This window comes from Corynebacterium sp. HMSC059E07, assembly GCF_001814395.1.
Lineage (GTDB): Bacteria > Actinomycetota > Actinomycetes > Mycobacteriales > Mycobacteriaceae > Corynebacterium > Corynebacterium hesseae.
This window is the reverse complement of record NZ_KV816329.1, coordinates 40813-54010: the sequence shown is the minus strand read 5'-3', so window position 1 is coordinate 54010 and position 13198 is coordinate 40813. Positions and strand designations below refer to the sequence as shown.

Annotated in this window: 16 protein-coding genes; 2 read left to right on the top strand and 14 right to left on the bottom strand. The window is 60.6% G+C overall.

Going from position 1 to position 13198, the window contains the following annotated elements; all coding sequences use genetic code 11:
- The first annotated feature begins 55 nt into the window (after positions 1-55).
- The gene (locus tag HMPREF2967_RS09215) at positions 56-463 is read left to right on the top strand and encodes a LapA family protein (protein ID WP_070596901.1); all 408 of its coding nucleotides are present in this window, start codon (positions 56-58) and stop codon (positions 461-463) included.
- A gap of 3 nt (positions 464-466) precedes the next feature.
- On the opposite strand, the gene HMPREF2967_RS09210 is transcribed toward HMPREF2967_RS09215, so the two are convergent.
- The 5 genes from HMPREF2967_RS09210 to rpsB form a co-directional block, all read right to left on the bottom strand.
- On the bottom strand, positions 467-1321 hold the full coding sequence (locus HMPREF2967_RS09210) for a phosphatidate cytidylyltransferase (RefSeq protein WP_180952038.1): 855 nt from the start codon (positions 1319-1321) through the stop codon (positions 467-469).
- Between the two features lie 127 nt (positions 1322-1448).
- Complete coding sequence (gene frr / locus HMPREF2967_RS09205; protein ID WP_070533163.1) at positions 1449-2006, bottom strand: ribosome recycling factor; 558 nt, start codon at positions 2004-2006, stop codon at positions 1449-1451.
- Between the two features lie 70 nt (positions 2007-2076).
- The gene (pyrH, locus tag HMPREF2967_RS09200; RefSeq protein ID WP_070533165.1) at positions 2077-2814 is read right to left on the bottom strand and encodes a UMP kinase; all 738 of its coding nucleotides are present in this window, start codon (positions 2812-2814) and stop codon (positions 2077-2079) included.
- Positions 2815-3058: 244 nt separating this feature from the next.
- Positions 3059-3871 carry a translation elongation factor Ts gene (gene tsf, locus HMPREF2967_RS09195; protein WP_070565570.1) on the bottom strand — a complete coding sequence of 271 codons (813 nt, stop codon included), beginning with the start codon at positions 3869-3871 and terminating at the stop codon, positions 3059-3061.
- Between the two features lie 255 nt (positions 3872-4126).
- A complete protein-coding gene (gene rpsB / locus HMPREF2967_RS09190) occupies positions 4127-4954 on the bottom strand; it encodes a 30S ribosomal protein S2 (protein ID WP_070533169.1) in 828 nt (275 codons plus the stop codon).
- Positions 4955-5347: 393 nt separating this feature from the next.
- Here rpsB and HMPREF2967_RS09185 point away from each other — a divergent pair, with 393 nt between their 5' ends.
- Entirely contained in the window at positions 5348-5854 is a 507-nt protein-coding gene (locus HMPREF2967_RS09185; RefSeq protein WP_070686156.1) for a M23 family metallopeptidase, read from the top strand.
- Here the strand turns inward: HMPREF2967_RS09185 and HMPREF2967_RS09180 are convergent.
- From HMPREF2967_RS09180 to rplS, 9 genes are all read right to left on the bottom strand, one after another.
- Positions 5817-6728, bottom strand: a complete 912-nt coding sequence (locus tag HMPREF2967_RS09180) for a tyrosine recombinase XerC (protein ID WP_070686154.1) — start codon at positions 6726-6728, stop codon at positions 5817-5819. The two genes, HMPREF2967_RS09185 and HMPREF2967_RS09180, sit on opposite strands and share 38 nt — an antisense overlap.
- A gap of 15 nt (positions 6729-6743) precedes the next feature.
- Positions 6744-7922, bottom strand: a complete 1179-nt coding sequence (gene dprA, locus HMPREF2967_RS09175) for a DNA-processing protein DprA (protein WP_070686152.1) — start codon at positions 7920-7922, stop codon at positions 6744-6746.
- On the bottom strand, positions 7919-9442 hold the full coding sequence (locus tag HMPREF2967_RS09170) for a YifB family Mg chelatase-like AAA ATPase (RefSeq protein WP_070562816.1): 1524 nt from the start codon (positions 9440-9442) through the stop codon (positions 7919-7921). The genes dprA and HMPREF2967_RS09170 overlap by 4 nt, the downstream gene beginning before the upstream one ends.
- Positions 9429-9866, bottom strand: coding sequence for a YraN family protein (locus tag HMPREF2967_RS09165; RefSeq protein ID WP_070686150.1), 438 nt, complete (start codon positions 9864-9866; stop codon positions 9429-9431). The genes HMPREF2967_RS09170 and HMPREF2967_RS09165 overlap by 14 nt, the downstream gene beginning before the upstream one ends.
- A gap of 208 nt (positions 9867-10074) precedes the next feature.
- Positions 10075-10380 (bottom strand): DUF2469 domain-containing protein, encoded by a 306-nt coding sequence (locus HMPREF2967_RS09160; protein WP_005528899.1) that lies wholly within the window; start codon positions 10378-10380, stop codon positions 10075-10077.
- 87 nt (positions 10381-10467) lie between these two features.
- Complete coding sequence (locus HMPREF2967_RS09155) at positions 10468-11118, bottom strand: ribonuclease HII (RefSeq protein ID WP_198531044.1); 651 nt, start codon at positions 11116-11118, stop codon at positions 10468-10470.
- Positions 11115-11816 (bottom strand): signal peptidase I, encoded by a 702-nt coding sequence (gene lepB, locus HMPREF2967_RS09150; RefSeq protein ID WP_070686146.1) that lies wholly within the window; start codon positions 11814-11816, stop codon positions 11115-11117. The genes HMPREF2967_RS09155 and lepB (HMPREF2967_RS09150) overlap by 4 nt, the downstream gene beginning before the upstream one ends.
- Entirely contained in the window at positions 11794-12489 is a 696-nt protein-coding gene (gene lepB, locus HMPREF2967_RS09145; protein ID WP_227485687.1) for a signal peptidase I, read from the bottom strand. Before lepB (HMPREF2967_RS09145) ends, lepB (HMPREF2967_RS09150) begins: the two co-directional genes overlap by 23 nt.
- A 228-nt stretch (positions 12490-12717) precedes the next feature.
- The gene (gene rplS / locus HMPREF2967_RS09140; protein WP_070533187.1) at positions 12718-13062 is read right to left on the bottom strand and encodes a 50S ribosomal protein L19; all 345 of its coding nucleotides are present in this window, start codon (positions 13060-13062) and stop codon (positions 12718-12720) included.
- Positions 13063-13198 lie beyond the last annotated feature (136 nt).

The window sequence follows — 13198 nt, the reverse complement described above, 5'->3', positions numbered from 1 at the left end:
AATCTAAGTTCTGCTGGAGTGGCGAAAGTGACATCTCAACCTATTTAATAGATGCATGACGAATCCAGAAAACTCCCCCGAGGAATTCCGCCCCTCCACCACTCCGGCCGAGGAGCCGCTGAATGATTACACCGCGGAAGCCCCCGCCACCGAAGGTTCAGTAGAACCGGTTCCGACAACTTCGGACTATGCGGAGAAAAATGATGGCAAGGTGAAGGGCTCCTTCGCAGCCAGCACGTGGATCGCCCTGATCGTGGGCTTCCTACTGCTCATCGTCCTCATCATTTTCATCCTGCAGAACCAGCACCAGGTACCGCTCAACTTCCTTAACTGGACCGTCCAGTTCCCTGCCGGCGTCACCTACCTCATCTGTGCCATCTCCGGTGCGCTCATCATGGCCCTGGTAGGCGGCTGGCGCATGTTCGAGCTACGCCGCCAGGTGCGCAAGCAAGCTCGCCGCTAAGCCTTAAGGTGCGAGGGTGGTAAGGAAGCTCATTGCCACCCACGTCACCATCGCGGACGGCAGCATGCCGTCCAAGCGGTCCATGATGCCGCCGTGTCCCGGCAACAAGGCAGACATGTCCTTGATGCCTAGCTCGCGCTTGAACTGGGATTCCACCAAGTCACCGAGGGTGGCGCAAAAGACAAGACCCAATCCCATCAGTGCGCCCACCCACGGCTTGTGGTGAAGCAGGAATGCGAAAGAAAGCGCGCCGGTAAGGGTTCCGAAAACAACCGAACCGGCAAAGCCTTCCCACGATTTTTTGGGACTGACCGCCGGGGCCATGGGGTGCGAGCCAAACATCACGCCGGCGATGAAACCACCGGTGTCTGAGGCGACGACACAGAGCATAAACACGACAATCGACGCCGCCCCCGAGGCAAAGGGCGTCTCCACCCGCGAAAGCATCGCGGCAAACGTGCCAAAGAGGGGTATCCAGGTCAGCACGAAGATGCCCATCGACATATCACGGAGATAGTTAATTGGCGGACGGTGCCTGCCGTTGTGGAAGAGGCGCCCGAACATGAGCGCCAGAACCGCAACCACATATACCGCAACGAGGCCCGGGGCGTTGAGGAACCACGAGACCCACACCATGGCTTGGCCAAGAACGATTAGCAGGGTGCGCGGGACATAGTAGGAGTGCTCCCGCAACCGGGTGAGAACCTCCCACATGCCCAAGCCCACTGCGGTCGCGACGACGAGATACCACACCAAGGGCCCGGCCCACACCGCAAAAACGACGAGCGCGCCCAAGCCGACGCCGACGGCAATCGCCGCGGGCATGTCTCGGCCCGCGGAATTCTTGGGTTTAGGCATCCGGCTCGGGTGCTCAGTGCTCACGCATGCTCCTCAGGTAGTCGTGGGTGCTTAAGCTCTACACAGAAAAGACCGCCGTGCTGGTCGGTGCCTGGCGCGGCGGCAAGTCAAAGCTCGTGTGTGGAGGCTAAACCTCCATGAGCTCCTCTTCCTTATTGGCGACGAGCTTATCCACCTGCTCGATGTAGCCGGAAGTAATCTTTTCCATTTCCTTCTCTGCAGCGATGACCTCGTCCTCGCCAGCATCGCCGTCCTTCTGCAGCTTCTTCAGCTGCTCCATGGCACGGCGGCGAATGTTACGGATAGCAATCTTGCCGTCCTCACCCTTGCTCTTAGCCAGCTTGACCATCTCACGGCGGCGTTCCTCAGTCAGCTGCGGAATAGTAACGCGCAGCACCTGACCATCATTGGTCGGGTTCACACCGAGATCCGAGTTGCGGATTGCGTTCTCAATCTCATTCATCACGGACTGCTCATAAGGCTTGATGAGCAGCATGCGCGGCTCAGGAACCGAGATGGTTGCCATCTGGGTAATTGGGGTCGGCACACCGTAGTACTCAGCGACCAAGCCGTTAAACATGGCTGGGTTGGCGCGGCCGGTGCGGATGGTGATCAGCTGCTCGCGGGCGTGCTCCACCGAGGCGGTCATGTGCTCTTCAGCTTCGAGCTGAATCTCGTCGATCATGAGGGTTACAACTCCCTTGAAATAGTCAAAAGTACTGGGAAAGAATGTAGCAGGTCGCGGCCCGTTTGTACTAAGACTGGACCAGCGTGCCGATCTTCTCGCCGTTCACGGCGCGCTTGATATTGCCCTCGGTGAGGAGGTTGAAGACCAGAATCGGCATATTATTATCCATGCACAGGCTGAACGCCGTAGCATCAGCCACCTTGAGGTTCTTCTCGATGACCTCGCGCGGGGTGATCTCGGAGTAGAGCTCCGCGTCCGGATTCGTGCGCGGGTCAGCGGAATAGACGCCGTCGACAGCCTTGGCTAGGAAGAGGACTTCTGCACCAATCTCCAGCGCGCGCTGCGCTGCGGTGGTGTCGGTGGAGAAGTACGGCATGCCCATGCCGGCGCCGAAGATAACCACACGCCCCTTTTCTAGGTGGCGGTCGGCGCGCAGCGGCAGATACGGCTCCGCAATCTGTGCCATGTTGATGGACGTCTGCACACGGCAGTCGATGCCCTGCTGCTTGAGGAAGTCCTGCAGCGCCAGGGAGTTCATGACTGTACCCAGCATGCCCATGTAGTCGGAGCGAGCGCGGTCCATACCGCGCTGGGACAGCTCCGCTCCGCGGAAGAAGTTACCGCCACCGATAACGACGGCAATCTCAGTTCCTTGTTCGGCCACCTCGGCGATTTGGCGGGCGACGTTTTCTACAACATCAGGATCGATGCCGACCTTGCCACCGCCGAACATCTCACCGCCCAGCTTCAGCATGACTCGCTTGTATCCGGTTCGCTTCGGTTCAGGGTTAGTCACGGTCTTCATCGTCTCCTTCACGCATGGCGACGCTTCAGTTAAGCGCACGAATAATTCCGTTCCATCTTAACCATAGGAAGCCGCTCTTATATATTCAGCTGCGCACAACCCCCACCCTAAGGGGCGGCAGAAAACAGCAAACTCCCTCCCCCGCTTCTTCCCCACCAGCCAGGCGGCCACAGGGATGAAGAGGAGGAGGGAGAAACCGCAGCTACGGAGCAATACTCCCTAGCTACGAAAGCTCTAGTAAAGCTTAAGCGCCAACCTCGTAGCGGATGAAACCGGTGATGGTGGTGCCGGCCTCGTCTGCGACCTGCTTGACGGTCTTCTTGGAGTCAGACAGAGCTGCCTGCTCAAGCAGAACCACAGACTTGTAGAAGCCATTGAGACGGCCTTCCACGATCTTCGGCAGGGCTGCCTCCGGCTTGCCCTCCTCGCGGGTGGTGGCCTCAGCGATCTCGCGCTCCTTCTCAACGACCTCAGCCGGAACGTCCTCGCGGGTGAGGTACTCGGCGTTCATAGCCGCTATCTGCAGTGCCACTGCGTGAGCGCCTTCTGCGTTGCCCTCGTAGGAGACCAGGACACCCACTGCCGGCGGCAGGTCAGCGGAACGCTGGTGCAGGTAGACAGCAACGTTGTCGCCCTCGATGGTGACTGCGCGGCGGGCCTGCAGCTTCTCGCCGGTCTTTGCGGACTCTTCGTCAACGATCTCAGAGACCTTCTTGCCGTCGATCTCCAGGTTGTTGAGCTCCTCACCGGAGTTGACCTTGGCCTCACCGGCAGCCTCAGCGATCTTGGTGGCAAAAGCCTTGAAAGCCTCGTTCTTAGCCACGAAGTCGGTCTCACAGTTGATCTCGACCATCGTGTTGCCGGAAACGGCGACCAGGCCCTCGGTGGCCTCACGCTCGGCGCGCTTGGACACGTTCTTTGCGCCCTTGATGCGCAGGTACTCAACGGCCTTGTCGTAGTCACCCTGGGACTCTTCGAGAGCCTTCTTGCAATCGAGCATGCCGGAGCCGGTGGCCTCACGCAATGCCTTTACGTCTGCAGCAGTGTAATTCGCCATAGTTGGAGCGATCCTCCTTGGAATTGAACGGTATTCGTTGAAACAGCGTAGCGGAATCACTACCACCACGTCGCGTTGAGGGGGTGCTAGTTTTTCGCCAGCTCCCCCAGCGAAGAATCTGTAGAACCTTCAGCGTGGTGTTTTCAACCCTTTAATGTGTCACGCGCCTTAGCACGCTAAGAAAACACGTGAGAAAAAGCCCCCATCGCCGCGGACACTGTGGGCCGTGCGGTACGGGGGCTTAAGGTGTGCAGATTACTCTGCGGACTTCTCAGCGTCCTCAGACTTCTCTGCGGAAGCCGGGTCAGACGCAGCGGCGGCCTCAGCGGCGTCGCGGGCGTCCTTCTCAGCGCTGTCGCCGGCGGCCTCCTTAGCCTGAGCCAGCTGGCGCTCCTCGCGAGCCTTCTTGCCCTCTTCCACAGCGGTGGCGATGATGCCGGAGAGCAGCTTGGTAGCGCGGATGGCGTCGTCGTTACCCGGAATCGGGAAGTCAACCTCATCCGGATCACAGTTGGTGTCCAGGATGGCGACGACCGGGATGTTCAGCTTCTGGGCTTCCTTGACCGCGATGTGCTCCTTGTTGGTGTCAACGATCCACAGTGCGGACGGAGCCTTGGTCATATCGGAGATACCGCCCAGGACGCGCTCCAGCTTGGTGCGCTCACGGGTCAGCATCAGAACTTCCTTCTTGGTGCGGCCCTTGTAGCCGTCCTCAGCCGCGTCCATAGCCTGCAGCTCCTTCATGCGCTTCAGGCGCTTGGAGACAGTCTGGAAGTTGGTGAGCATACCGCCGAGCCAGCGGTGGTTAACGTAGGGCATTCCCACGCGGGTTGCCTCTTCAGCAACGGCTTCCTGAGCCTGCTTCTTGGTACCAACGAAGAGGATGGTGCCGCCGTGTGCGACGGTTTCCTTAACGAACTCGAAGGCCTCATCGATGTAGGTCAGCGTCTGCTGCAGGTCGATGATGTAGATGCCGTTACGGTCGGTGAAGATGAAGCGCTTCATCTTCGGGTTCCAGCGACGGGTCTGGTGACCGAAGTGGACGCCAGCGTCGAGGAGCTCGCGCATGGTTACGACTGCCATGTTTCGCTCGCTTTCTATATGTTGTTTCGGTTTTGCAAAAATTGTGCGGTGTTTTATTCCGCACCCTAGCAACGAAGGCCCTGGTCAACACCCCACTATTGCGGGGACCACGTCAACCACAGACTGCCTCTTCCTTAACCCAGGAAGCGGCTGCTTCGCCGCGCGTAGTCAATCCATGCGCCAGCCTTTAGGCCTGAGCACAGACTGCTGTGGGCTAGCTTAGTACTGCACACACGGTGATTCCAAACGACGGGCTTGTTTTATCTCAGCAGGATTGTTGATGACTCTACGGTCTTCTCCCCTGCCGCAACAGTGGCCTCTTCTTTAACAGGTTATCCACAACAGCGGCTGCGCCTCTTCTCTGAAGTGGCGTCAGCGCGCAGGCTTGGAGGCATGCGTCACCGTCTTCTTTATGTATCCGTCTTGCTGTGTGCTTGGGCCGCGCTTGTCGACGTCCCCCTAGCCGCCGCTTACGTCGACCCCACCACCGGGGAACCCGTTGCTTCGCGTGTTTTGCGCGGCTTCGAGCCTCCCGAAAAGCGCTGGATGGCGGGCCACCGCGGTGTCGATCTGGACCTGCCTGTCGGCGGGGTGGTCCTCGCGGCCGGCGATGGCGTCGTATATTTCGCCGGTTCGATCGCGGGCAAACCGGCCCTATCGATTGCCCATGGGAACGGCCTGCGCACGACCTATCAACCAGTGTTTGCGCGGGTCAAGAAAGGTGACCGGGTACAGGAAGGAGACGTGATTGGCACCCTCGCCCCGTCCGTGGACGGCTATCCGGGACTGCATTGGGGCGCGATTGAAGGACGCGAGGACTACATCAATCCGCTGGACTTGCTTGGGGAACCTGTCATTCGCCTCAAGCCCGTGGGTGGGCGCGGGCGTAGACGTCCTTAAGCCGCTGGGCGGAGACGTGCGTGTAGACCTGCGTGGTCTGTAATGAAGAGTGCCCGAGCAGCTCCTGGACAATACGCAAATCCGCTCCGCCCTCGAGCAGATGCGTTGCCGCCGAGTGGCGCAATCCGTGCGGGGTCAAACCCGGCGTTCCCGTCACTTGCGCGGCGCGCTCGACAACACGGCGGACTTGGCGGGGGTCGATACGCCCGCCGCGGGTGCCCACGAACACCGCCTCCGTATCACCCGCAAGCTGGGGACGGCCCGTTTCCAACCAGGCACAAAGCGCATCGTGAGCTGCATCCCCGAACGGGACGACGCGCTGTTTATTGCCCTTACCTGTGACGCGGGCAGTACGCCGGGACACATCGATATCCCCGATGTTGAGACCGACGAGCTCAGCCACGCGCACACCGGTGGCGTAGAGGAATTCGAGCATGGCGCTATCGCGCAGGAAATGGATTTCATCGGCGGAGACGGCATTGCCCATAAGCTCCCCCGCCGCTGAAGGCGACATCACCGTCGGCAAGTGTTTGCCCACCTTGGGCGTGGCCAAACGCTGCGCCACATCAGTTTTTAAATAGCCTTCACGCGCAGCCCATGTGGAAAAAGCACGCACCGCGGCGGTGCGGCGCGCCAGTGTGGAGCGGGACTTGCCCTCGGAAACGGCGTGGGCCAACCATTCGCGCAGGGAATTCAATGTGAACGCTGAGAAGTCCGGGACCTCCGTCGCCAGCAAGCGCAGGTCGGAGCAATAGCCGCGAACGGTCGCATCGGAACGGCCGCGGACGATGCGCTGGTATTCCGCGAAATCTTCGATCGCCTCGTCCAGCTGTCCGCCCACGTGCCGCTCACCGCTACCACTTGCACCACTCATGTCTCATGAGTGTACTCAGGTGCGCTGCCACATCGCCCCCGAGCGAGTAATCACCCCCATCTTCTGCATCGCCACGAGAAGGTGAATGGTCAACGCCACCCGCATTCCCGCGGCCGCCGCGATGTCCTCAGCGCTCGCGCCTTCCTCCGCGCTTTCCGGTGGAGTGGAGTCATACACCCGAAGCTCATTACGGGACAGGCGCTGCACAGCAGTCGGCTGAAACTCGAGCTCATACTGCCCCACCACATCTACCTCCCCTGCTTTGCCGACCAACCCCCGAACTTCATCCGCAGACGCCACCAATTGGGCGCGCCCATCCTGAATTCGTTGATGACACCCCAAGGAACCAGATGTCGTAATGGGCCCCGGTACGGCCATGGCAACCCTGCCCAGCGCTTCCGCCCAATTCAGCGTGTTAAGAGCACCAGAGCGGAACCCCGCTTCAACCACCACAGTGCCGCTCGTCATCGCCGCCACGAGGCGGTTGCGGGATAAGAAGCGGAATCGCTGTGGCCGCGTGCCCGGCGCGAATTCAGACACGATGCATCCTTTCTCGGCGATTCTGTCAAAGAGTTTCGCATTTCGCGCTGGGTAAGAAATATCGATGCCGCAGGCCGCCACAGCGACGGTCAGTCCGCCCGCATCGAGGGCTGCTTCATGGACCGCCGTATCAACGCCTACCGCTCCGCCGGACACCGCTGTCCATTGATGAGCCGCAAGGCCACCCGCTAAGAGTGACGCAGCCTCCCAGCCATACCTGCTCACCGCGCGCGTGCCCACGAGGGCCACAGATTGAGATACCGCTTCGCGCAGGTTTCCACCGCGTACCCACAGACTGTGCGGTGGAACTGCTTGGTCATCAAACGTTGCCGGGGCATCAACCACCCCTTGGTGATAGAAACCGAAGGCACGGGAGAACTCTTCCCCGGGCCACTCAGCGTCCGCGGGCGTAATGAGCCGAGCGCCTTCCGCTTCCGCTACAGCCAAGTCTTCGTCTTGCCGCAGCCACTCACGCCGCGAAGCCGTGGCTTGCCTCAGGGGCCCAATCCAATCCTCTCCTTTGTAGATTCCCCGAGCAATCTCCTCAGCCGAGTATTGGGTCAACAGCCCGTGAAGAGTTGGTGAAGGACCCTCCACCACGCGATTGAGATAGGCCCACGTATGCCGGCTACTCGATAGGTTGAGCTCACTCATGCCGCCAGCCTTTCGATCGTCCCAGCCCCGCGGAGATCCAGCGCCCGGCTGACGTGCTCGAGCTCAGGGCGAGATGAGCCATCGAGGTCTGCCAGCGTCCAGGCTAGGCGCAGAACACGGTCGACCCCGCGCTGGCTCAGCTCCCCTTCCGCCAGGTAGGCGGCGAGCATGATCATCGCAGACTCCGCTGCTGGGCGGTGGCGCCGCAAATATGAAGCCGGAACTGCTCCATTGACCACGCTTCCCAACCCGTCACCCTCCCAGCGCGCCTTCATGCGTTCCCGGGCTGCGGCCACGCGCTGGGCGATGACCTCGGAGGTCTCTTCCCCTTCCGCTTGGAGCACCGCTGATTGCCCCGACAGGGACACGATGATGTCGAGGCGGTCCCGCAGCGGCCCCGACAAATTGGACAAGTAGTTCATCCTGTCTGATACTCGGCACTCGCAACGCGCCGGTTCTTCGGCTCCACACCGGCAGGGATTCGCAGCCAGCACTAGTTGGAATTGGGCGGGAAAGATAACCTCCCGGCTCGCCCGCGTCAGGCGCACCTGTCCCTCTTCCAAGGGGGCGCGCAAACTATCGAGAACCTGCGCAGGCACCTCACTGACTTCATCGAGGAAGAGCACGCCATGGTGCGCCAAGCTCACCGCTCCTGGCCGTGGGCGCCCTGAGCCGCCACCGATCAGCGCGGCCCTCGTTACTGAAGCGTGCGGCGCAATGAACGGAGCCCGCGAGATAGCGGTGCCGACGGCTCCCGCCACCGAGTGGATGGCCGTGGCTTCCACTGCTTGCTCTGTACTCAGGCGCGGCAGAATCCCCGGCAAACGCGAGGCAATCATCGACTTACCGGAGCCGGGTGGACCCACCATCATCACGTGGTGGCCGCCGGCAGCGGCAACTTCCGCCGCCCACTTGGCTTCCTTCTGGCCTGCCACCTCGCTGAAATCGGCGACTTGCTCGCACGCAGGCGCTGCCGCATGCGCAATGAGGTGCGCGTCCGGCAGGCAATCACTCCCGCACGCCCACGCAAAAGCATCCCACAGCGTTTCAGCCACGAGTACCGTGATGCCGGACACCAATGCTGCTTCCGCAGCGTTTCCCACCGGAATGATCAGGGTGTCATACCCCTGTGAACGCGCAGCCAGAATGGCTGGGATGATGCCGGAGACCGGGCGTACCTGCCCGTCCAGACCCAGCTCACCAAGGACTAGCGCCCCGCTAAGACGACTTTTCTCCGCCTGGCCTGCTCCTAGAATTGCCAAGGCCATCGGCAGATCAAAGTGCGCCCCTGCTTTTGGCAGCGAGGCCGGCGACATGGACACCACCACCTTCGTCTTGGGCCACGGCAAGTGCGAATTGCTCACTGCAGTACGGATGCGATCCCGCGACTCTGAGATTGCGGCATCCCCCAGCCCCACCACGTGAACCCCCGGCAGCCCGGGGCCAACGTTGGCCTCCACCGTGACCACCCGGGCCAGGACCCCATCCAGCGCTATCGTGTCGCACCTACCGAGAGCCATGATCGACTCCCTGGAAGTAGTCCACCTCAAACGCCTCCCCCGACTTCGCCCCGGTGGCTACCAGCCCGAGGACGTCGAAACGGACCTTGCTCAACGCCTGCCCATCACTCCGCACGGCACTCAGCCATTGCGCTGCCGCCTTGCGCAGGCGCGCTAACTTGCGTGGGGTTACCGCTTCCGCGACGCCGAAGTTGCGGTTTGCCCGCGTCTTGACTTCGCAAAAGACAATGGTCCCATCGGGTTCACGCACGACGAGATCAAGCTCGCCCACGCGGTAGTGGACGTTCGCAGCGATGACCTGCGCCCCGCGCGCACGATAAAAGTCAGCGGCAAATTTCTCCCCCGCTTTTCCCAGTGCATCCGCCGGGCGGATGCACTGGCCCACGGTCGGTGAATACAAAGTGGTTGCTAGATTTCTTGTCACTATGGTGCTCCTTGGAATTGAACGTGTACACAACACGCCGCAAGCACGACACAAGACAATTCCCGTGCCGAACACCCCCTTACGGCACTTCCAGAACACCCCATTAACTGCGTTGTGGCGAGGGCTTAACGCCTCGCCACCGCAAATCTGTGGATAACTAGTCCGGGGTCACCAACATGGCGTTCCCCACCCAATTATATCTAGAGCTCTATTCCGGTAGGACAAAATCCGGCTTGTCCAACTCCTCAATATTGACGTCCTTGTAGGTGATTACACGGACGTAGCGCACAAAACGCGCCGAGCGGTACATATCCCAGACCCACGCATCAGACATGCGGACCTCGTAGTAGACGTCCGGACCCGACGTATGCGGAATAAGCTCCACAGCGTTGGCCAGATAAAACCTACGTTCAGTCTCCACCACATAGGAGAATTGGCTGACCACATCGCGGTATTCGCGGTACAGCGACAGCTCGACTTCAGCCTCGTAGTTATCGAGTTCCTCAGCGCTCACGGTGTGCTTCTCCTTCGCTCACAATTACCCGGATTCACGGTGTCACAGAATCAGCACCAGCTTAGTTCCCGCGTCCTGAATAAGGCTTCAGGCGCGCGCGAGGAATCGCGCATGTGCGTCAGCTACATTGCGATAGCTCATGCGGTGCTCAGGAGTCGCCCCCAGCCGGGCGATAGCTTCCTGATGCACTGCCGTGCCATAGCCCTTATGGCTTTCCAGGGCATATCCCGGGTACTGCTTGGCCAATTCCATCATCAGGTGATCACGGGAGACCTTGGCTAGGACACTTGCCGCGGCGATGCATCGCGCGGCGGCATCACCACCGATGATCGGCAGCTGCGGGGCGGGCAGGCCGGGGACGAAGAGGGCGTCGCTTAGCACGTAGCCCGGACGGACCCCCAGTCGTGCCACCGCCCGGCGCATCCCTGACACATTCGCGTGTTGGATGCCAAAGGTATCGATGTCCTTCGCCCCCACGTGCACCACCGACCACGCTAGCGCGCGGCGCTTGATCAGCGGCTCCAGCTTTTCCCGGGCCGCCGGCGTGAGCTTCTTCGAATCATCAAGCCGTTCCAAGCCGGGCAGGATGCGCTCCGGCAAGATGCACGCGGCAATGGTCACTGGCCCGCAGCATGCCCCGCGCCCAGCTTCATCCACCCCTGCAACTGGACCGAGCCCTGCCTTGGAGAGCGCGACCTCATAGGTTCTCTTCTGTTTCAATCGGCGCATAGCGGTTATAACGGCATGTCGTCGATAGTTTGCGCACGGCTGAAGGGAACCACAACAGCGGCGACCTTGCCGCGCACGTTCTCAACAGGAACTGTGCCCTGCAGGTTATCCCCGAGGTGCGCGCGCGAATCCAAGGAGTTCGTGCGGTTATCCCCCATCACCCACAGATGGCCTTCCGGGACGGTAACCGGGCCGAAGTAGGCGCCGCCACAAGCTTGTGATCCCACGCGTTCATCAATCGGAATCTCCGGCGGATCCAGAACGAAGTCCTGGTTAGCGGGCTTGCCATCCACCATGACGGCCGGATCCCCTTCCTGACACGACACGGTCTGGCCGCCTGTAGCGATGACGCGTTTGACCAGGATGTTGTCGCCATTAGGCACCAACCCCACAACGGCGCCAATGTTTTGCAGTCCGCGCACCACTACATTGCGGGACCGCTTGACCTCAAAAGACGTGTTCCACGAATCCGGACCGGCAAAGACTACAACCTCTCCGGGGCGCGGATCGCTGAAGTAATAGCTCACCTTCTGCACGGCGATGCGGTCATTCGTGCACCCCGGGCAGCCATGCAGGGTGGGTTCCATGGAGGAAGACGGGATGAGATACATCCGCCCCACTAAAGCCTGAATTAGCGCCAGCACCACGAAGGTGAGTGCTAGCGCCGTGAGGACATCGCGGCCCCTAGGACTGGATGTCCGGGTCATCGACTCCACCAATGCGGTTGAAGGGGAAGAAGATGAACATCACCTTGCCGCGGACGTTCTCCAGCGGGATCGTTCCTTGGTACTGATCCTGCATGTGATAGCGCGAATCCGCGGAAGCCGTGCGGTTATCTCCCATCACCCAGATATTGCCCTCTGGCACGGTCACGGGGCCAAAATACGCGCCGCCACAGGCGTAAGAACCGGTGGTCTCATCAACGCGATACGTCGGCGGGTCCTGCACATAATCCTGTTCGATGGGCTTGCCATCCACCATGACCGCAGGATCTCCCTCCTGGCAGGACACAGTCTGGCCTCCGGTAGCAACAACACGCTTGACCAGGGTGTTCTCATCAGGTGGGGTGAGCGAAACGTAGCTCAGCGCGTCCTGAATTCGGTGGATGACCGGGTTGTCGGAACGCGGCGATACCCAATTCCTGTCCCAGTCCGGCGTTCCTTTGAACACCACGACATCACCGGGCTCTGGGTTCTTGTCGCCGTAATAGGAGACCTTTTCGGTAAAAATGCGGTCATTATTGCAGCCTTCGCAGCCATGCAAGGTCGGCTCCATCGACCCTGATGGAATGACGTACTGCCGGCCCACAAAGTTTTGGAAAACACCAACGACCGCAAGCACGGAAACCACCACCAGTGCGGTCTCCAGCAACCAAGGCATCTGCTTCTTTTCCTCAGCTGGGGGTGCCGCGCTTTCCGACGCCTCTTTCCCCACGCCCTGGGAACCTTCAGTAATGTCGTTTTCTTTTTCCACGGGCTAAATCCTAGCAATGCGCGCCGACATCCCGGTATGCGGCTCGGCCGGAGGCTGCTGAAAGCACAAAGCCCTCCGCCTTACCCACAAGAATCGGTGGGAAGCGAAGGGCTGAGGGCTACAGAGCAGCTAGAACTAGCGGCGCTCCTTGATGCGGGCCTTCTTGCCGCGCAGGTCGCGCAGGTAGTACAGCTTGGCGCGGCGAACGCGGCCGCGGCGGACTACCTCGATGGAGGCAATGTTCGGGGAGTGAACCGGGAAGGTACGCTCAACGCCGATGCCGAAGGAAACCTTACGCACGGTGAAGGTCTCGCGGATGCCAGCGCCCTGACGGCGGATGCAGACACCCTTGAAGAGCTGGGTACGCTCGGTGGAGCCCTCGATCACCTTGACGTTGACGTCAAGGGTATCGCCCGGGCGGAAGGACGGGATATCGTCGCGCAGCGAAGCTGCATCAACCTTGTCAATGAGGTTTGCCATTGGTGTTTTCCTTTTCAGTTTAAGACAGAGGACCCTGGCGCCACCTCGCGGCGGCTGACCGGTTCGTGCCTATTACACAGAACATCGCTATCTTTCCATACCCCACCCCCGCAGAACAAATTGTGCCAAACGCCTG

Bases quoted from the DNA above. Each gene is read 5' to 3' on its own strand.
- HMPREF2967_RS09170 (WP_070562816.1), bottom strand. From the start codon at position 9,442: ATGGCTCTCGGTAGGTGCGACACGATAGCGCTGGATGGGGTCCTGGCC.
- lepB (WP_227485687.1), bottom strand. From the start codon at position 12,489: ATGCCTTGGTTGCTGGAGACCGCACTGGTGGTGGTTTCCGTGCTTGCG.
- tsf (WP_070565570.1), bottom strand. From the start codon at position 3,871: ATGGCGAATTACACTGCTGCAGACGTAAAGGCATTGCGTGAGGCCACC.
- rplS (WP_070533187.1), bottom strand. From the start codon at position 13,062: ATGGCAAACCTCATTGACAAGGTTGATGCAGCTTCGCTGCGCGACGAT.
- pyrH (WP_070533165.1), bottom strand. From the start codon at position 2,814: ATGAAGACCGTGACTAACCCTGAACCGAAGCGAACCGGATACAAGCGA.
- dprA (WP_070686152.1), bottom strand. From the start codon at position 7,922: ATGAGTGAGCTCAACCTATCGAGTAGCCGGCATACGTGGGCCTATCTC.
- HMPREF2967_RS09180 (WP_070686154.1), bottom strand. From the start codon at position 6,728: ATGAGTGGTGCAAGTGGTAGCGGTGAGCGGCACGTGGGCGGACAGCTG.
- HMPREF2967_RS09210 (WP_180952038.1), bottom strand. From the start codon at position 1,321: ATGCCTAAACCCAAGAATTCCGCGGGCCGAGACATGCCCGCGGCGATT.
- rpsB (WP_070533169.1), bottom strand. From the start codon at position 4,954: ATGGCAGTCGTAACCATGCGCGAGCTCCTCGACGCTGGCGTCCACTTC.
- frr (WP_070533163.1), bottom strand. From the start codon at position 2,006: ATGATCGACGAGATTCAGCTCGAAGCTGAAGAGCACATGACCGCCTCG.
- HMPREF2967_RS09185 (WP_070686156.1), top strand. From the start codon at position 5,348: ATGCGTCACCGTCTTCTTTATGTATCCGTCTTGCTGTGTGCTTGGGCC.
- HMPREF2967_RS09215 (WP_070596901.1), top strand. From the start codon at position 56: ATGACGAATCCAGAAAACTCCCCCGAGGAATTCCGCCCCTCCACCACT.
- lepB (WP_070686146.1), bottom strand. From the start codon at position 11,816: ATGACCCGGACATCCAGTCCTAGGGGCCGCGATGTCCTCACGGCGCTA.